This is a genomic window from Massilia sp. CF038 (assembly GCF_900129765.1).
In the GTDB taxonomy this organism is placed as follows: Bacteria; Pseudomonadota; Gammaproteobacteria; order Burkholderiales; family Burkholderiaceae_D; genus Telluria_A.
In genome coordinates this window covers 1,822,874-1,840,318 of record NZ_FQWU01000002.1, presented here as the reverse complement: position 1 = coordinate 1,840,318, position 17,445 = coordinate 1,822,874, and the positions used below count along the sequence as shown (strand labels likewise).

At 63.0% G+C, this 17,445-nt stretch carries 13 protein-coding genes; 1 reads left to right on the top strand and 12 read right to left on the bottom strand.

The annotated features are described in order from the left end of the window. Positions 1–297 precede the first annotated feature (297 nt). The 4 genes from BUC24_RS18775 to BUC24_RS18760 are packed head-to-tail and all read right to left on the bottom strand — an operon-like array spanning position 298 to position 3,615. Positions 298–714 (bottom strand): hypothetical protein, encoded by a 417-nt coding sequence (locus BUC24_RS18775; protein ID WP_143167568.1) that lies wholly within the window; start codon positions 712–714, stop codon positions 298–300. A gap of 20 nt (positions 715–734) precedes the next feature. Next, positions 735–1,856 carry a pantetheine-phosphate adenylyltransferase gene (coaD, locus tag BUC24_RS18770; protein ID WP_073219687.1) on the bottom strand — a complete coding sequence of 374 codons (1,122 nt, stop codon included), beginning with the start codon at positions 1,854–1,856 and terminating at the stop codon, positions 735–737. Between the two features lie 51 nt (positions 1,857–1,907). After that, the gene (locus BUC24_RS18765; RefSeq protein ID WP_073219684.1) at positions 1,908–2,576 is read right to left on the bottom strand and encodes a hypothetical protein; all 669 of its coding nucleotides are present in this window, start codon (positions 2,574–2,576) and stop codon (positions 1,908–1,910) included. Position 2,577: 1 nt separating this feature from the next. Then, a complete protein-coding gene (locus BUC24_RS18760; RefSeq protein WP_229448288.1) occupies positions 2,578–3,615 on the bottom strand; it encodes an NADP-dependent oxidoreductase in 1,038 nt (345 codons plus the stop codon). A gap of 84 nt (positions 3,616–3,699) precedes the next feature. Between BUC24_RS18760 and BUC24_RS18755 the strand changes: the two genes are divergently transcribed. Continuing rightward, positions 3,700–4,635, top strand: coding sequence for a LysR family transcriptional regulator (locus tag BUC24_RS18755; protein ID WP_073220362.1), 936 nt, complete (start codon positions 3,700–3,702; stop codon positions 4,633–4,635). Here BUC24_RS18755 and BUC24_RS18750 read toward each other — a convergent pair. The 8 genes from BUC24_RS18750 to BUC24_RS18715 all read right to left on the bottom strand — a co-directional run bounded on the left by BUC24_RS18750 (position 4,607) and on the right by BUC24_RS18715 (position 17,364). Continuing rightward, positions 4,607–5,782 carry a hybrid sensor histidine kinase/response regulator gene (locus BUC24_RS18750; RefSeq protein ID WP_073219678.1) on the bottom strand — a complete coding sequence of 392 codons (1,176 nt, stop codon included), beginning with the start codon at positions 5,780–5,782 and terminating at the stop codon, positions 4,607–4,609. The two genes, BUC24_RS18755 and BUC24_RS18750, sit on opposite strands and share 29 nt — an antisense overlap. Next, positions 5,782–6,366, bottom strand: coding sequence for a chemotaxis protein CheB (locus tag BUC24_RS18745; RefSeq protein ID WP_073219675.1), 585 nt, complete (start codon positions 6,364–6,366; stop codon positions 5,782–5,784). Before BUC24_RS18745 ends, BUC24_RS18750 begins: the two co-directional genes overlap by 1 nt. Next, positions 6,363–7,190: a CheR family methyltransferase gene (locus BUC24_RS18740; protein WP_073219670.1), complete on the bottom strand. Its 828-nt coding sequence runs from the start codon at positions 7,188–7,190 to the stop codon at positions 6,363–6,365. Before BUC24_RS18740 ends, BUC24_RS18745 begins: the two co-directional genes overlap by 4 nt. Continuing rightward, positions 7,190–10,639, bottom strand: coding sequence for a response regulator (locus BUC24_RS18735; protein WP_073219667.1), 3,450 nt, complete (start codon positions 10,637–10,639; stop codon positions 7,190–7,192). Before BUC24_RS18735 ends, BUC24_RS18740 begins: the two co-directional genes overlap by 1 nt. A gap of 82 nt (positions 10,640–10,721) precedes the next feature. Next, on the bottom strand, positions 10,722–14,297 hold the full coding sequence (locus BUC24_RS18730; RefSeq protein ID WP_073220359.1) for an ABC transporter permease/M1 family aminopeptidase: 3,576 nt from the start codon (positions 14,295–14,297) through the stop codon (positions 10,722–10,724). 10 nt (positions 14,298–14,307) lie between these two features. Further along, positions 14,308–15,198: an ABC transporter ATP-binding protein gene (locus BUC24_RS18725; RefSeq protein WP_073219663.1), complete on the bottom strand. Its 891-nt coding sequence runs from the start codon at positions 15,196–15,198 to the stop codon at positions 14,308–14,310. A gap of 189 nt (positions 15,199–15,387) precedes the next feature. Beyond that, entirely contained in the window at positions 15,388–16,584 is a 1,197-nt protein-coding gene (locus tag BUC24_RS18720) for an ABC transporter permease (RefSeq protein WP_073219660.1), read from the bottom strand. Beyond that, positions 16,585–17,364 (bottom strand): ABC transporter ATP-binding protein, encoded by a 780-nt coding sequence (locus BUC24_RS18715; RefSeq protein WP_073219657.1) that lies wholly within the window; start codon positions 17,362–17,364, stop codon positions 16,585–16,587. Between the last annotated feature and the right edge of the window lie 81 nt (positions 17,365–17,445).

The window sequence follows — 17,445 nt, the reverse complement described above, 5'->3', positions numbered from 1 at the left end:
TTTACGACTGCTGCGGCAAGCCGCAAATCGCACGGCAACCACCGCATCGCACTGCAGCCACCACATCGCACTGCAGCCACCACATCGCACTGCAGCCACCACATCGCACTCGCGCAGGCGGGTGCCTATAGCACGTGTTATCAGAGGTGGTATGGGCACCCGCCTGCGCGAGTGCGATGTGGTGGTATTAGTGCGATGCGGTGATTCCAGTGCGATGCAGCCGTCACGGCCTCGCATGTAGCGGACTTTGCAACCGGCCGGACTGGCGATGGCGATTGTAGCCCCGCGGGCGATCTGCTAGCGGGCTTGCCGTGCGGGGGAGGTGATCCAGACGCCAACGAGCAGCAGCGACGGATAGATCAACAGTTCCAGCGCCGACATGGTCATGATGCGGGGCTGATTTTTGTCGAAGAAGTAAATGAGCTCATGCCCACGCAAATAGATGATGGGCGAGGAGATTGCCAATGCCGCAACCCAGGCGCCGCGCCCATAAACCTTCACCATTGGCAGCGTGACGAGCGTCGCGGCAGCAAGCGCGCCCACCACAGCCGCGGAAATCATCTCACCATATGGCCGCGGCGCGGCTGGTGTAAAAAACCAGGCGGAAAAATACATGGATGCGTAAGCGTTTGCGCAGAATCCAACGATCAGCAGAACGAATAGCACGATAAGTCTGTTGAGGGCCTGCGCGAGCTTTTTCCCCTCAAATTTCATGCCGGCTGCGGTCCTCATCGCTAAAGCCCAGCCAGCTCGCGGCCGATGTTCTCCAGCGCCTGCGCCGTGTACATGTCCGAGAACCAGGGATCGACAAACAGCGTCCCCTCATGCGCGCTGCGCTTGAAGTGCTGGAGAATATTGGCGCGTCCCGCGCGGTAGCCGGCGTCGTCGATGTGGCTGTACTCCTCGCGTACCGAGCGGCTGTACGCATCGTAGACGTCGTCCGGCTGGCCCAGAATCGCCAGGTCCACGCCCAGCATCACATCCTGCAGGCGGTGCGCACTGGTGCGCGCGCGCGAGTGGTCGGTGGCGCGGATCAGCGCTGCCGGAGCGTCGGCCGCGTCACCGCTATCGAGCCTGGACGCGAGCCACAGCTGCGCGCTTTGTTCTTCGTTGGTTTGCCCATCCTTGCTGCCGCCATATACGGCATCATGGAACCAGAAGGCCTTTTTAAGAGTGATGACATCGGCGGCCGGCGCGCCGTTGTTGGCTGCCCAGACGCCGATTTCGGTCAGGCCGTGCACCAGATGGTCGAGGTTGTGGTACGGCCGCTTGGGCGAGCCGTAGGCGGCGCTGCCGGTCAGTTTGTCGAACCACTCGGCAGTACCAGCTTGTTCGGCCGGCCACAGGGTGTTCCAGTCCTTGCGCAGCCAGTCCAGGATCCATTCCTGGTAAGCCGGGGCGGGCATGAAGCGTTTGGTCGTCCAGTGCCAGCCCACCGGCCCTTGCAGGCCGCGCACGAAGCTGGAGCTGACCGAACCCAGGTCGCGCGGCGGCATCACGAACAGGGTCTTGGCGCCGCCCACCACATCGACGTTGATTTGCTGGATCAGGTTTTCGTAGTCGAAATCGGAGGTATTGCGAATGCCGCGGATCAGGAAGTCGATGCCTTGGCGTTTGGCTGCGCGCGCCGTGTAGTCGCCCCGCACCAGGATCACACTGACGTTGGTCCAGCCCACGGCGGCAATGCTGCGCTCGACGATCTCTTTGCGCTTGATGGCCGGGAACTGCGGCTTCTTGGCCGGATTTTCGGAGATGAAAATGATGACTTCATCGGCCAGTTCGCGCGCTTCCTGGATCACCCACATATGGCCGTTGGTGATGGGATCTAGCGTGCCGGAGAAAGCGATTTTCTTCATGAGACGTCGGGGTGTAGGATAAATACCGACAGATTACATGACTTTTGCAGCTTATTTCAGGTCCTCGGTATAGAAGTAGACCGTGCCGCGGATTTTTGACCCTGGCAGGGCATGGGCAAGCTGCCGGCTGGACGGCTGCGACAGGCCTGCTTTCGGCACCACCAGCGCGTCTGTGGACGTGCCCGGGCGCGCCCGGATCGCAACGATGTGATCAATATCGGGACGGCTGTCGATCTGTTTGACCAGGAACCGTTCAGCGCCTTGACCGACCTGCAGGTAGCGCGCGTTCTTGCTGCGCCTGTGCGTGGCATCGAGCTGGCGAAACAGCAGCACCTGTTCGACGATCACAGCGGCTGCCGCATGGCGGGTGACGCCGCCTTGTTCGAAGTGGCCCTGCACGATATCGGCCTTGAAGGCGGTCAGCGCTTGTGCATGGGCGGGCGCGAGGCGGTCAATCTCGAACGGCTCCGGTGCCAGGGTCCACAATGCGACCCTGGCGGCCAGGCGGCGCCGCAGCTGCGCATCGAGCGCCGGGTCGGCCAGGCGGATGCGCAGAATGACCTGATAGTCATGCGGTGCGTGAAACATCGGCAGGTGCGACGCGTACAGCCCGCCGCTGCCGCCAAACAGCACCATGCCGTGCTGCCCGTAGGTCGGCCCGGCCGCGCGGGAAAACGGCGTCAACAGAACACACAGGACAAGCAGAATCAGTTTTTTCATGTCATGCCTTCACCAGCAGTTTGCCGCGATGCTCACCTGTGAACAGCGCATTGAGCGCCGATGGCAGCTGGTCGAAGCCATCGATGATGCTTTCCTCGAACACGATCTCGCCCGCGCGTACCCATGGCGCGACGATGCGCGTCATTTCGTCCATGCGGTGCACATAGTCGCGCGCCAGGATGCCCTGCATGGTGGCGCGCTGATACAGCATATGGTGCAGCAGGCGCGGCCCCGGCGGCGGCGTATCGAGACCGCCGCTGTACTGGCTGATCTGGCCGCAGATGACAATGCGCGCGCGCCGGTTGATCAGCGGGAGCACGGCATCGGTGACCATGCCGCCGACGTTGTCGAAGTAGACATCGACACCGCCAGTGAGCGCCTTGATCGCCGCGCCCATGGAATCTGGATCCGCATGATCACGGTAGTCGATGGCCCAGTCGGCACCGAGCGTATCGCGCAGCCATGCGCATTTCGCAGCGCCGCCGGCAATGCCCAGCACGCGCGCGCCGTGCCGTTTGGCGAATTGCAGCACCAGCGAGCCGACTGCACCCGCCGCGCCCGACACCACCACGACTTCGCCCGCGTGCGGCCGGCCCGCTTCGGTCAGACCAAACCAGGCGGTCCGTCCTGGCATGCCCAATACGCCCAGCGCGGTGGTCACCGGCGCCACCGTGGAATCGAGCAGTGTGAGTTCAGCTGCCGCTACGCGGGCGTGGGTTTGCCAGCCCGTGTAACAGTGTACCCAGTCACCCGACGCGAACGCGCTGGCCTTCGAGGCGAGCACCTGAGCCACCACGCCGCCTTGCTGGACCACGCCAAGCGGGTGGGGCTGCGGATCGTAAGTGGCCTTGGCCGACTGGCCGATGCGCATGTAGGGGTCGACGCTGAAGTAGCGCGCTGCAATCAGGACTTCGCCTGGCGCCAGGCTGGTGTCGAGCGGCTGGGTATGCAGTTGGTAATGCGACGGGCCGACCGTGCCTTGCGGGCGCTGCGCATAAATCCATTGTTGCTGGGTGATGGCCATTGTGAGGAGCTGCATTCGTGGGCAAGGCGCCCATGCTACGGCGATCGTTCGGTCGCGTAAAGCAACATATAATCATGTTTTGCGTCTTGATTGGACATCATGAACCTGAGCGATTTGCGGGTATTTGCCACCGCTGCGCGCCAGCCATCGCTGGCGGCGGCCGCGCTCGAGCTGCATTTGACACCATCGGCCGTATCAAAGGCGCTGCGGCGCCTGGAGGACAGCCTGGACACGGTGCTGTTCGACCGCACCGCCAAACAGCTGGTGCTCAACGAGGCCGGCCGGCGGCTGCTGGAGAGTGCGCGCGCCTTGCTGGCGCTGGCCGACCAGGCGCGCGCCGACCTGATGGGACAGCGCAGCGCCTTCGATTGCCGTCTCGGTGGACCAGCGCTGCTGCTGTGGCGCCATGGCCGTGCGGCCGGCGATGCCTTGCGCGCCTGGCCGGACGCGAGCTTGCGCCTGCAGGCGATGTTCGAGGATGACGCACTGGCGGCGCTGGCGCGGGGCGACATCAACGCGGCCCTGGTCACCAGCGCCGCCATCGAAGGACGTGCGCAACTCTGGTCTGCCGAATGGGAGGCGACGTCGCTGGGGGAGCTGAGTTTGCAGTTGGTGGCCGGACTATCGCACCCGCTGCTGACCGGGCGGCGCACAAAAAACGGTGCCGTGCGGGCCAACAGTGCGACAGTGCTGACGCACGACTTTGCGTGCCCGCCACGATCGCTGTTTTGCGGGGTACAGCGCGGTACGCGTTCAGACGGCTGGCGCGACGATCAGCTGCCGCGTCGCATTCGCTACTGGACCGACGATCTGCAGCTCTTGCTCGGCTTTGTGAAGCGCGGCGAGGCGCTGGCCTATTTACCGGACTTTGCCCTGGACGACCCGGATCTGGTGCGCATTCAGGTCGACGATTGCGCGTTTCGCTGCACCGAACAGGTATGGCTGGTGTGGAACAAGGTGCACGCTGCAGAATGGCAGCGTGCTTTGGCGCGTAATTTAACGACGCTCAGCCAGCATCGTTCAGCGGCAGCGTGAGCTTGAACGCCGCGCCCTGGTCCGGCGCGCTCTCCACTTCCAGCGTGCCGCCATGCGACTCGGCCAGCTGGCGTGCAATGTACAGGCCCAGTCCCAGCCCCTCGCGCACTTCCTTGGTGCCCGCCCGTTCGAACGGTTTGAAGATGCGCAGCTGGTCTTCGGGCGAAATGCCCACGCCCTGGTCGCGCACCACGATCTCGGCGCTGTTTGCGCACATCGACAGCGAAATCGTGACCGGCTTGCTGCCGCCGTAGCGCAGTGCATTGGTCAGCAGGTTGATGATGATCTGCTCGACCCGGAATTCGTCCCACACGCCCGTCACTGCGCTCGGCGCGTCCAGCGCAATGGTGGTGCCGGCTGCTTCGGTGCGCTGCGCCAGGTCGTTGACGATGCGCTCGAGCAGGGCCGACAATTCGGTCTGCGCCGGCCGGATCGACAGCTTGCCGCTGCGGATGCGCGAGACGTCGACCATGTCGTTGATCAGCCGGATCATGCTCTGGATCTGGCGACCGTCGCGCGCGACCATCTTGCGCAGGTTTTCCTCGCTGAAGGCGCTCAGATTGCCCTTGTTGAGCTGGATGTCGCGCAACTGGGTTTCCAGGAACAGGGTGTTGAGCGGGGTGCGTAGTTCGTGCGCCACCATCGACATGAAGTCGTCGCGCATCTGCACTGCGCGCTCGAGCTCGGCCTGGGTGGCGCGCAGCTCGCGCCGGCTCTCTTCCAGCGCTTCGACCTGGCGCTTGACTTCAATGCGCTGCTGGCACAGCGAGACAAAGACATTGACCTTGCTTTTGACCGCGGCGATATCGAGCGGCTTGTGCAGGAAGTCGACCGCCCCCGTCTCGTACCCCTTGAACGCGTGATTGAGTTCCTTGCCCGCGGCGCTGACAAAAATGATCGGCACATTGCGCGTGCGCTCGGTGCCGCGCATGAGCTCTGCCAGTTCAAAGCCGTCCATTTCCGGCATCATCACGTCGACGATGGCCATCGCAAAATCATGCTCGAGCAGCAGCGCGAGCGCTTGTTCGCCCGACGACGCCTGGTAAATGATGCGGTCTTCCTGTTCGATGATCTTTGACAGTGCGAGCAGGTTTTCCGGAAGGTCGTCGACGATCAGGAGCTTGGTGGTGTGCTGGTGCGTTCCCATCACATGGTCTCCAGTGTGGCCAGCAGATCGCGCATCTGTGCGAGCGCGAGAATGTGGTCGGGCTTGCGCGCACGCAGTGCGGCCGCAGGCATGGTTGTTATTTCAGCGTCGTCGGGATGCTGCACGATGCTCAGGCCGCCGGCAGCGCCAATCCGGGCCAGGCCGGCGGCGCCGTCATGGCTGGCGCCAGTGAGCAGCATGCCGCACAGGTTCGGCCCATACACGTCCGCCGCCGACTCCATCAGGATGTCGATGGCCGGGCGCGAAAAGTGCACCGGTTCTTCCTGGCTGAGTGAAAAGCTGCGGTCGGCCTCGATCGACAGATGATAGCCGGGCGGCGCAAAGTAGATGTTCCCGGGCGTGAGCGTGGCCTTGTCTTCTGCCTGCCAGACAGGCTGCGGCAGATGCTGGCGAAATACGTCGGCCAGACGGCTTTCGCGGTCGTCCGGCAAGTGCAGCACGATCACCACCGGGAACGCGGGCCGCGCCGGCAGGCCAGGCAACAGACGCAGCAAGGCGTCGATGCCACCAGCGGAGGCGCCGATCACCAGCGCTTCCACGCGGGTACGCTTGGGGCCCGTCATTTGGCGCCTTTGCGGTAAATGCGCTCGGCCTTGACGAGCGGCTCGAAGGCGCCGGCGTAGGCGGAGAAGTCGATGCTCTCCTTGCTGCCCAGGCCCAGAAAGCCACGATGGCAGAGCGACTCGCGGAACAGGCCAAGCGCACGGTCCTGCAGCTTGCGGTTGAAGTAGATCAGCACGTTGCGGCAGCACACCAGCTGGGTCTCGGAAAACACGCTGTCGGTGGCTAGGCTGTGGTCGGCGAAGCTGACGTTCTCGATCAGGCTGCGGTCGAACAGGGCGCTGTCGTAGGCGGCCGTGAAGTAGTCCGAAAAGGCCGCTTCTCCACCTGCCATCTGGTAGCTGGCGGTATAGGCGCGCATGCGCTCGAGCGGGTACACCCCCTTGCGCGCGCGCTCCAGCGAATGCGGGTTGATATCGGTGGCGTAGATGATCGAGCGCTCGAGCAAGCCTTCTTCCTTGAGCATGATGGCCATCGAATACACTTCCTCGCCCGTGCTGCAGCCGGCAATCCAGATCTTCAGCGAGGCGTAAGTGTGCAGATGCGGCACCACGTGTTCGCGCAGCGCCAGGAAATAGCTGGGATCGCGGAACATCTCGCTGGTTGGAATGGTCAGGAACTGCAGCAGCTGCATGAACGCTTCCGGATCGTGCAGCACGCGCGCCTGCAGCTCGGAGATGGTGGCGCAATCCATCTGGTGCAGCGCATGCAGCACACGCCGCTTTTGCGATGCACCCGAGTAGTCACGGAAGTCGTAGCTGTACTTGAGGTAGATGGCCTCCATCAGCATGCGCAGCTCGATCGTTGCGCTGTCCGGATTGGTCATTACAGGCGCTCCACGCTGGGCAGCCACACGCGCAGCAGCGAGTACAGACGGTCAAGATCGATCGGCTTGGCCAGATAGTCGGAGGCACCAGCCTTCATGCACTGTTCCTGGTCGTCCTTCATCGCCTTGGCGGTGATGGCAATCACGGGCAGCTTGGCAAAGCGCGGATTTTCCCGCAGGCGCCGGGTCGCTTCCAGGCCGTCCATCCCCGGCATCATGACATCCATCAGTACCAGGTCGATATCGGCCACCTGGTCCAGCTTGGCCAGCGCTTCAAAGCCGTCGCGCCCCACTTCCACGATGATGCCTTTTTGTTCCAAAGCGCTGGTGAGCGAGAAGATATTGCGCACGTCGTCATCCACCAGCAGGATGCGGCGTCCGTCAAACACGCGGTCGCGGCTGCGCGCTGTCTTGAGCATGCTCTGGCGCTCGGCCGACATCTGTGATTCCACCCGGTGCAGGAACAGGGTCACTTCGTCCAGCAGGCGTTCCGGTGAGCGGGCGCCCTTGATGATGATCGAACGCGAGTAGCGCAGCAATTCGGTTTCTTCGGCACGGGTCAGGCTGCGCCCGGTGTACACGATCACTGGCGGGAAGGCGGCGATTTTTTCCGCCGCCATGGTGCGCAGCAGTTCGTGGCCCTGCATGTCCGGCAGCTTCAGGTCAATGATCATGCAGTCGTAGATGGCGGTGCGCAGCAATGCCAGCGCCTCGGCGCCGGTCGGCACGGCCGTGATCTCGATATCCTCGTCACCAATCAGCTGGACCACGCTTTCACGCTGGCGGTCGTCGTCTTCCACCAGCAGCACGTGCTTGAGCTTCTGGGTGAATTTGCCTTCCAGCGTCTGGAACACCTGCTTGAGACGGTCGCGCGTGGCCGGCTTGATGACGTAGCCAATTGCGCCCAGCTGCAGCGCCGCTTCCGCGCGGTCATTGGCCGAGACGATATGCACCGGGATATGGCGCGCCACCGGGTTGTCCTTGAGTTTTTGCAGCACGTCGAGACCGGAACTGTCGGGCAGGCCCAGGTCCAGCAAAATCGCGTCCGGCTGCAGGTCGCTGGCCACTTGCAAGCCTTCGGCCGCGCTGTGCGCCACCAGGCAGCGGTACTGCATTTCGTGCGCCAGATCGAACAGGATGCGGGCAAATTCGACGTCGTCTTCGATCACCAGGACTGTGCGTTCGTTTGACGCGGCCCGTTGGCGGTCGTCCGGGAAAGGCACAGACACGGTTTGCGGCGCGCTGGCCGGGCGCGCTTGCGCGGGCGCCGGCGCGGGCGTGGGCGCCGGCGCGATGGCCAGGTCAAGCGCCAGCGTGGCCGGCAGCAGCAGGGTGAACACGCTGCCCTTGCCGGGCGTGCTGCTCACTTCGATGGTGCCGCCCAGCAGGGCCGCCAGGTCGCGCGAAATGGACAGGCCAAGCCCGGTGCCGCCATAGCGCCGGCTGGTGGTGCCGTCGGCCTGGCGGAAGGCTTCAAAGATGATCGCCTGCTGATCGGCTGCGATGCCGATGCCCGAGTCACGCACGGCAAACGCGATGCTGCCATCGGCGCGGCCTTCCACCGTCAGTGAAACCTGGCCGTCGTCGGTGAACTTGATGGCGTTTGACAGCAGGTTCTTGAGAATCTGCTGCAGGCGCTGGCCATCGGTATAAATGGTGGGCGGGGCGGAAGGCACGGCGGCAGCGGTCAACACCAGCCGTTTCTGGCTGGCCAGCGGTCCGAACATGGTTTGCATCGATTCTGCCAGCGCGGCCAGGGCGATGGTTTCCGGCGCCAGTTCGAGCTTGCCCGCTTCGACCTTCGAAATATCGAGAATGTCGTTGATCAGATTGAGCAGGTCATTGCCAGCGGCGTAAATGGTGTTGGCGAACTGGATCTGCTCCGGCTCCAGATTGCCCTTGCCGTTTTCCGACAGCAGCTTGGCCAGGATCAGCGAGCTGTTAAGGGGTGTGCGCAGCTCGTGCGACATATTGGCCAAAAATTCGGATTTGTATTTGCTGGCGCGCTGCAGGTCCAGCGCGCGTTCTTCCAGCTCGGCCTGGACCACGCCCAGGGCGGCGTTTTTCTGGTCCAGTGCATTGGCCTGGTCGGCCAGCTGTTCGTTGGTCTGCTCCAGTTCGGCCTTCTGGTTTTCCAGGATGGTTTGCGATTCTTCCAGTACGCGCGACTGCTCTTCCAGTTCCTCGTTGGCGGTGCGCAGTTCTTCCTGCTGCACCTGGAGTTCCTCGTTGAGCTGCTGGGTTTCGGCCAGTGCGTCCTGCAGGCGCCGACGCGCCATTGCCCCTTCCAGCGCGCGCCCCACGTTTGGCGCCACCAGCTCCAGGAACTCGATGGTGCGCGGCGGCGGCAACTGCAGGAAGCCCAGTTCGATCACGCCGTTCGGGCTGTTGTCGTTGTCGGTGGCGACCAGCACCAGGTGGCGCGGCGATGCCTGGCCCAGGCCCGAGCTGACTTTCAGATAATGCTCGGGCAGCTCGCCCTGCACCAGCGCGCGCTTGGACTTGAACGCCTGGCCCACCAGGGACTGGCTGTCGCTCTCGTCGTGCACACTGTGTCCGCCGGCAGGACCGGCGCCATAGCCAGCAATGCGGCGCAAGCTGCCGTCCTCCTCGCGCGCGTACATGATGCCGACCGCCGCGCCCGTGTATTCGGCGATGAATTCGATGGTGGCGCTGCCCAGGCGTTGCAAGCCTTGCTGGCCAATGCTGCGTTCAGCCAAAGCGGTCTGGCCGCTGCGCTGCCAGGCGGCGCGCTCTAGCGCCTCGCTGTGGGCGCGCTGCTGAGCGATGACGTCGCCAAAGGTATCGGACAGGCGCATCAGATCGCGCCGGCCGTGCCAGGCCAGCATGGCGCCCATGGCCAGCGCCACCAGCAGATAGATGGCCACGCCCATGCGGGTGGTGTTCTGGGCGCTGGCATTGCGCTCGAGCAGACGGCGCTGCTCGGCAGCCAGGTAAGCGTCAAATTGCTCGCGGATGCCGTCAAACAGCACCTTGCCGCGCTGGCTGCGCACCTGTTCCACTACATTGCCATTGGTGCGGCGCAGGGCAATGGTGTCGCGTGCGTACTGCTGCCACTGGGCTTGCAGACCGGCGATCTGGTGCAGGCGGGCCACCTGCGCCGGGTCATCCTCGCTCATCTTGAACAGGGTGCGCATGGTGGCGTCCGACTTGGCCATGGACAGGTTGTACGGCGACAAAAACACTTCGTCGCCCGTCAGCAGGTAGCCGCGCACCCCGGTTTCCTGGTCCACGGCCAGCTTGCTTGCCTCGTTGGCATGGCGGATCACGCGTTCGGACTGCTCCACGGTTGACAGCACCGACAGCAGGTAGCCAATGATGGCAGCAAAGATGATGGCGCTGAGCACGCCGATGGCCAGGGGCAGGGCAACGTTGCGTGTAAGTATTCTTTTGAAGCTGGTCTGGTCGACTGTCGGGGCGCTCTGCATGCTTCTCATCCGCTGCGAAAAATGCCAATTCTATACGAACGGCAATTTTCCCAGCGCATGCTTGTGGGCCGGCAGCCCCGATTTACTTGGCCGAGAAGGTCACTTCGACCATATTGTCGCCCGGTTTGCGGTCAATCAGCTTGTTGTCGGGATCGATCCCGGCCTTGGCTGGTCTGCCGCTGACCACCAGTTCCACCGTCAGCGCCTTGTCGCGCAACAAGCGCCGCTCGCGCAGCAGGGCATTGCCATCCTTGTCGTCCACACCCACGTCGATGTAATCGGCCAGCGGCACGTCGCGCTCCTCGCCCTTGCCGTCGGCCCGCATTTTTTCGGCGCTGGCCTTGAGCGTGACGATGTATTTGCCGTCGCTGCGCTTGACGGCGCTGGCCTGTACGGCGCGGTTCTGGTACAGCACCATGGCGTTGAACAAGTCGTCAATCAGGTATTGCTGCTCCGGCCTGGCTACGGCGCGCAAGCCGTCCACCAGTTCCGTCACGTTCGGGTAGGGCGCGCTGCCGAAGGCATGCCTGGCCAGCAGGCCATGCAAGACGCCATTGACCTTGTCCTCGCCCAGCACGTCCTGCAGCTGGTACAAGGCCAGGCTGCCCTTGCGGTAATGGATGTAATCCTGCTGCTCGCTTTGTGCCAGCGGCACTTCGCGTTTCTTTTCAATGGCCCGGCCCAGCAGGTAGCGCTCCAGATCGTAGCGCAGGAAGCGGCGCATCTTGGCCGGCCCCACCGTCTGCTTCATGACCATCAGGGCGGTGTACTCCGACAGCGTTTCCGACAGCACCGCGCCGCCGGCACTGTCGGCGCTGATCAGCTGGTGGCCCCACCACTGGTGCGCCACTTCGTGGGCGCTCACGTAGAACGGGTAATCAATGTCCTTGGGGTTCTTGTCTTCCACCTTGGCGATAAAGCCCATGTTCTCCGAATACGGAATGGTGCCGGGGAAGGATTGGGCAAAGCTCTGGTAGCGGGGGAATTCGACGATGCGCACCATCTTGTGCTGATACGGGCTGAAATTTTTGGCATTGTATTCCAGTGTCGCTTTGACGCCCTTGATCATGCGCTCGAGGTTGTACTCATGGCCTGGATGGTAGTAAACGTCAATCGTCACGTCCTGCCAGCGGTCGTGCCGCACTTCGTAGCGGGCCGACTGGACCGCGTAGAAATTGAGAATCGGCTTGTCCATCCGGTAATGGAAGTAACGGCGTCCGCCAGCGATCCATTCTTTTTCCAGGGTGCCGGGGGCGATGGCGATCTGGTCCGGGCTGGTGCTGAGCACGGCGTTGAAATCGATCCAGTCAGCGTCGCTGGCCACCATGCTGTTGCGCGCGGCCGCCGGATCGGCTGCCGGCGCCATGGGCGCGCGCGTGGCCAGGCCGTGACGTTTGCGGTCGCGCTCATCGTCGAGTTCGACTGCTTTCTGGTAGCCGATGTGGGGCAGCACGTCGTTGCTGAAGAAGGTACCGTTGGCCACCACCGGGGTGTCGCCGCCAATGCCTTGCAAGCCCTTGGGCGCGAAGCGCAGGTCGAAGTTGAGCGTCAGGCTGGCGCCGGGCGCCAGTGGCTGGGCCAGGCGGTAAATATGAAAGCCCCGTTCCGCATCGCCCAGCAGCAAGGTCGCGCGCTGCCCGAAGTCCAGCTGCATGGTCGCGCCCGGCAGCTGGCTGACGAACAGTTCCGACACCGGCAGCGTGCTGCGGTTGTCCAGCCGGTAACGCCCGTGCACCGTCAGCGTGCGGGTTTCCGGCACCAGATCCAGGCGCAGGTCGACCGCGGCAATGCGCGGCTGGGTGACATTGGCAAACTTCTTGTAGCGCAGCTCGTACTGGGCGCGCAGCGCATCTTTCTGGTAGGCAGTGCGGTAATCGCCCACCACTTGCATATTGTAATAAAGCAGGGCACCGGTGCCACCAAACAAGGCCAGGCCCAGGGTGCCAGCCACCAGCACCGGACGCGACAGGTTGCGCCGGGCCAGCTGCAGGCGGCTGCCCAGCTCGGCGTTGTAGCCGCGCGGCCAGAAGATATGCGACAGCACCAGCAACACCAGCGCCGCGCCGCACCAGTACAGTTCCAGCCAGCGCTGACGCACCAGGAAGTGGCCATAGCCGTTCATGGCCGAATACACCAGCTCGGGTGGCGCAGCGTACATCAGCAGCGGGTGGTCAAAGCCGAGCGAGGGGAAGGTCAGCAGCGCGGCGACATACAGAATCATGGTGAAGTAGGCCAGGTACTTATTGTTGATCAGTACCTGGAGCGCGATCGCCAGCACGGCAACCATGACGAATTCTGGCCAGATGATGAGGAACAGGGCGTGCAAGTACAGCCCAGGTTCCAGATGGAAGTAGCCATTCCACAGCTGCAGCAGCATGCCGCACAACATGGCGACGAACAGCATCAGAAATTGCAGGCCGGACAGGGCGATCAGCTTGGCCAGCAAGGGCAGCCAGCTGGGAATGGGCAGGGCATCGACCATCTGGGCCATGCGCGCTTCGCGCTCGCGCCAGACCAGTTCGCCTGCGTAAAACGTGGTAATGACCAGCAGGAACAGCGAAAAAGCCGAGGTAATCAGTTCGATCACCTGGTAAGTCACCGGATAGGTCTTGGTGCCGAACACGGCGCCCATATTGATCGACATGGCAAACATGGTCAGGCAGGAAGCAAGTACCAGCACGCCGAAATACACATCCTTGACCGATTCGCGCCAGCTGATCCAGGACCATTTGCACAGCAGCAGTGCCAGCGAGCGGCCGGCAAAGTCGGGGGTTTCTGCTGTGTTGGCGGCGTTCTGGCTCAGGTGCAGGGGCGCTTCGCCGGGGCTGTGGCGGGCCGAGCGGCTATCGACACTGGCGCTGAACTGGAAGCGCCAGTAACCGAGCAGCAGCACGCTCAGGGCAAAGCCACACCAGATCAGGCGGTTCAGCAGAAACACGCCTTCAAAGGGCACCGCCCGCGTATTGCGTTCGGCAATGGTCCAGTACTCGGTCATGCGGATCACGGCCGTGGTGCCGAAGGGATCGATCAGGGCGGCCAGGGTCTTGTAGTCGAGGTCGCGCGCCAGATACGGCGCCACAATATAACCAATCAGCATGACCACGCTGGCCACGTACACGGGCAGCATGCGCCGCGTCAGGGCTGCCATGACAAAGAAGATGGAACCGAAAATGAACAGGTTCGGCAGCACCAGCTGCAGATAGGGCAGCAGGTAGGCGGTCAGGTGTGCCGGACCCAGCCGATCGGCCTCAATTCCCGGCAGCAGGGTGCCGGCCCAGGCGCCCAGTACGATGCTGAAAAACACCAGTGCCAGCGTCGCCGTCGCACCCAGGAAGCGCCCGAACACATAGTCGTGCTTGCCGATGGGGGCGCTGAAAAAGAAGTGGTGCATGTCGTACTCGAAATCCTGCTGCACCGAGCGCCCCACCATGGCGGCCATCACAATCACACCCATGCAGCCCAGGAAGGCGATCGTGATGGCAATCGAAAACGGCGAATTGATCAGGGCACGGCTGCCAAAGGAGACATAGGTATCCTTGAAGAAGCCGCCGGCAGCGGCCATCCACAGCAGGGCCAGCAGGAAGAACATGCCAAAGTAGACCCAGGTCGACAGCAGCTTGGCGCGCTGGCGCGCTTCGAACAGGGCAATGGCCAACATGGACGCCATCCTAGCAGTTGCTGGCAGCGACGTGGCGGCCGGCAATGGTGGCAAAGTAGACATCCTCGAGGTCGCCATTGGCGGCGAAGAAGCCGTCGCCCGGATCGCGCTCGCCGTAGACCCGGATCAGGGTGCGGCCGGTGAGCAGGCGGGTGGAAATGACGTCGTGTTCGCGCTGGAAGTAGGGCAGTTCGGCCTTGGTGACAAAGCGTTCCCAGATCTTGCCATCGATATCGTCGATCAGTTTTTGCGGCTCGCCGCACAGCAGGACGTGGCCTTTGTTGATGATGGCCATGTTGGCGCACAAGTCCGATACGTCGGACACGATGTGGGTGGACAGCAAAACTGTCTTGTCTTCGCCAATGTCGGACAGCAGATTGTGAAAGCGCACCCGCTCCTGCGGGTCGAGGCCGGCCGTGGGCTCATCGACAATGATCAGTTGCGGGTCGCCCAGCAAGGCCTGGGCAATGCCGAAGCGCTGGCGCATGCCGCCCGAAAAACCGCCCAGGCGCTGGTGGCGCACCTCGAACAGATTGGTTTGCTGCAACAGCCCATCGACCACTTCGCGCCGCCGCGCCCGGTTCGACAATCCCTTGAGCATGGCGAAATGGTCCAGCAGTTCGTAAGCCGTGACCTTGGGATACACGCCAAAGTCCTGCGGCAGGTAGCCGAGCAGGCGCCGGATCTCGTCTTTTTCATCCAGCACGTCGAGTTCGCCGAAAAACACCGAGCCAGCATCGCATTCTTGCAGCGTGGCCAGGGTCCGCATCAAGGTCGACTTGCCAGCGCCGTTTGGCCCGAGCAGGCCGAACATCCCGGCGGGGATGGTGAGGGTGACCTTGTCCAGGGCCACCACGCCGTTGGCGTAGGTCTTGGACAGATTGCGGATGCGTAATTCCATGCCTGAAACTCCTGATAGCGGGCGAGGGCGCGGTGGGACACCGGCACACTTCTTTATAGTTGCATTGTATTAAATTTATGCGCAAGCTGGCGGGCCATTGCGATACACCGCCATTTGGCCGGGCCAGAATGCCGAAACCGGGGCGCAGAATGCGGCACCGTTGGTGCCGTCCGCCCGCGGCCGGGGATGTCAATTGCGGAACAGGACTTCTTCGCGGGTAAACCACCAGCGGCACCAGGCCAGCAGCGCGCCGGCAATGACCGTGGTCGAGAGCAAAATAGTGGCGAACATGCGGTAATCCATGGTGCCCTTGATGATCTCTTTCATTGCTAAAGAGACATTCGTGAGCGGCACCATGGACCAGAACCAGTTCAGCTCCACGCCAGGCAGCATGGCCACCACGATGGGCACGATCAGCAGCATCATCAGCGGCGAAATCAGGCCGGAGGCTTCCTTGTAGCTTTTGGCCCAGATGGAAATGGCCAGCAGAATGGCGGCAAAAATGGCCGCCGTGGGCACCAGCATCAGGGCCAGCATGGCGATTTCACCCAGGCCGACAGCGCGTGCCATCAGTCCCAGCCCGCCTTCAAAGCGGCTGCCAAACAGCTGCAGGACCAGCCCCAGGCTGGCCACCATCACCAGGGCTGAGCACAGACCGACCGAAAACAGCACCAGGAATTTGGCCAGCACCAGCTGGGTGCGCGGAATGGGCGCCAGCAGCAGCGTCTCGAGCGTGCCGCGTTCCTTTTCGCCGGCACCCAGGTCAATGGCCGGATACATGGCCGCCATCAGGCAGACCATCAGCAAGATGTAGGGCAGGAAGCCGCCGATGGCCGAGCCCATCCGTTCGCGGGTGCCGGCGGTGGAAATTTCTTCCAGGCGCACCGGATTGAGCACGTAGCGCAATTCGGCCTTGCTCATGCGCATAGTTTGCAGGGCCTGTTCGCGCAGGGCCGCATTGTGTTCTTCCAGCACGGCATCGACCCGTTTGCGGGTGACATCGACCGCAACCGCGCTGTTGTAGTGCAACACCACGCCGACCTGGCGGTGGCTGTGCAAGTCATCCTCGAAGCCGGCCGGGATCACCAGCGCGAACTTGATCCGTTCGTCGTCAATGGCTGCCTTGATATCGTCTTGGCGCGCCAGGCTCACCTGGCGCAAGCTCTTTTCGCGCGCAAAGCGCTCGGCCAGGGCCGGCGCATGGGCCTGGCCGAACAGGGCGTAGGGTAACTGGGCTTGTTCGCCTTTCTTGAACATGGTCGAGGTCAGGTAGCCAAAGCCGCCAAAGATCGCCGGCATGGCGACCACCGGCAGAAGCAGGGTAAAGATGAAGGTTTTACGGTCGCGCAGCAGCTCGAGCATTTCCTTCATGTAGACGATCCACATTCAAGTCTCCCCGTTGATCACGTGCACGAAGGCATCATACAAATCGGTGCTGCCGCCTTTGGCGCGCAGTGCGGCCACGCTGCCATTGAACGCGGTGGCACCATGGTTGATGATGCAGACCCGGTCGCACACTTTTTCCACTTCGTGCAGGTGGTGGGTGGAAAAGATCAGCGGAATGCCCAGCGCCTTGTAGCTGGCAATGAAGTCGAGCAGGGTCTTGGCCGACATCACGTCCAGGCCCGTGGTTGGCTCGTCCAGAATGACCACTTGCGGCTGGTGGATGACGGTGCGTGCGATGGCGCACTTCTGGCGCATCCCGGCCGAGAGCTGGTCGGCGCGCCGGTGTCCATACGCATGCATCTGCAACTGCTCGAACAGCTGATCGCAGCGGCGCGCCAGTTCGGGCGCCGCAATGCCGTGCAGGCGGCCGAAATACTCGACATTTTCGCGTGCGCTCAGGCGGCCGTACAGGCCGGTACTGCCGGACAAGAAGCCGATCTTCTTGCGCGCCTGCAGCGGCTCGGCCAGCACGTCAGTGCCATTCACGAAGGCGGTGCCGGCGTCCGGGCGCAGTGCGGTCGAGAGGATGCGCAAGGTGGTGGTCTTGCCGGCGCCGTTCGGACCGAGCAGGCCCAGCACCTCACCGGGTGCGCACTGGAACGAGACGTCGCGCACGGCATGAAAATAGCCGCCGTGGTCGCGCACGTCGCGGCGGCGGGCGCGCCGTTCGGTTGGATGTTGTGACACGAATCGCTTGGCCAGGCCGCTTACCTCGATCATCGGACAATTCCATCCATAAAATTTGAGAGTAGCACGCAGGAATTGGCATTAGCAACAATGCTGCGCACAGCGGGCCGGAAA

Excerpts from the sequence above, each read along its gene's own strand:
- BUC24_RS18720 (WP_073219660.1), bottom strand. The coding sequence starts at position 16,584 with ATGTGGATCGTCTACATGAAGGAAATGCTCGAGCTGCTGCGCGACCGT.
- BUC24_RS18740 (WP_073219670.1), bottom strand. The coding sequence starts at position 7,190 with ATGACCAATCCGGACAGCGCAACGATCGAGCTGCGCATGCTGATGGAG.
- BUC24_RS18725 (WP_073219663.1), bottom strand. The coding sequence starts at position 15,198 with ATGGAATTACGCATCCGCAATCTGTCCAAGACCTACGCCAACGGCGTG.
- BUC24_RS18765 (WP_073219684.1), bottom strand. The coding sequence starts at position 2,576 with ATGAAAAAACTGATTCTGCTTGTCCTGTGTGTTCTGTTGACGCCGTTT.
- BUC24_RS18735 (WP_073219667.1), bottom strand. The coding sequence starts at position 10,639 with ATGCAGAGCGCCCCGACAGTCGACCAGACCAGCTTCAAAAGAATACTT.
- BUC24_RS18775 (WP_143167568.1), bottom strand. The coding sequence starts at position 714 with ATGAAATTTGAGGGGAAAAAGCTCGCGCAGGCCCTCAACAGACTTATC.
- BUC24_RS18755 (WP_073220362.1), top strand. The coding sequence starts at position 3,700 with ATGAACCTGAGCGATTTGCGGGTATTTGCCACCGCTGCGCGCCAGCCA.
- coaD (WP_073219687.1), bottom strand. The coding sequence starts at position 1,856 with ATGAAGAAAATCGCTTTCTCCGGCACGCTAGATCCCATCACCAACGGC.
- BUC24_RS18745 (WP_073219675.1), bottom strand. The coding sequence starts at position 6,366 with ATGACGGGCCCCAAGCGTACCCGCGTGGAAGCGCTGGTGATCGGCGCC.
- BUC24_RS18715 (WP_073219657.1), bottom strand. The coding sequence starts at position 17,364 with ATGATCGAGGTAAGCGGCCTGGCCAAGCGATTCGTGTCACAACATCCA.
- BUC24_RS18750 (WP_073219678.1), bottom strand. The coding sequence starts at position 5,782 with ATGGGAACGCACCAGCACACCACCAAGCTCCTGATCGTCGACGACCTT.
- BUC24_RS18730 (WP_073220359.1), bottom strand. The coding sequence starts at position 14,297 with ATGTTGGCCATTGCCCTGTTCGAAGCGCGCCAGCGCGCCAAGCTGCTG.
- BUC24_RS18760 (WP_229448288.1), bottom strand. The coding sequence starts at position 3,615 with ATGCAGCTCCTCACAATGGCCATCACCCAGCAACAATGGATTTATGCG.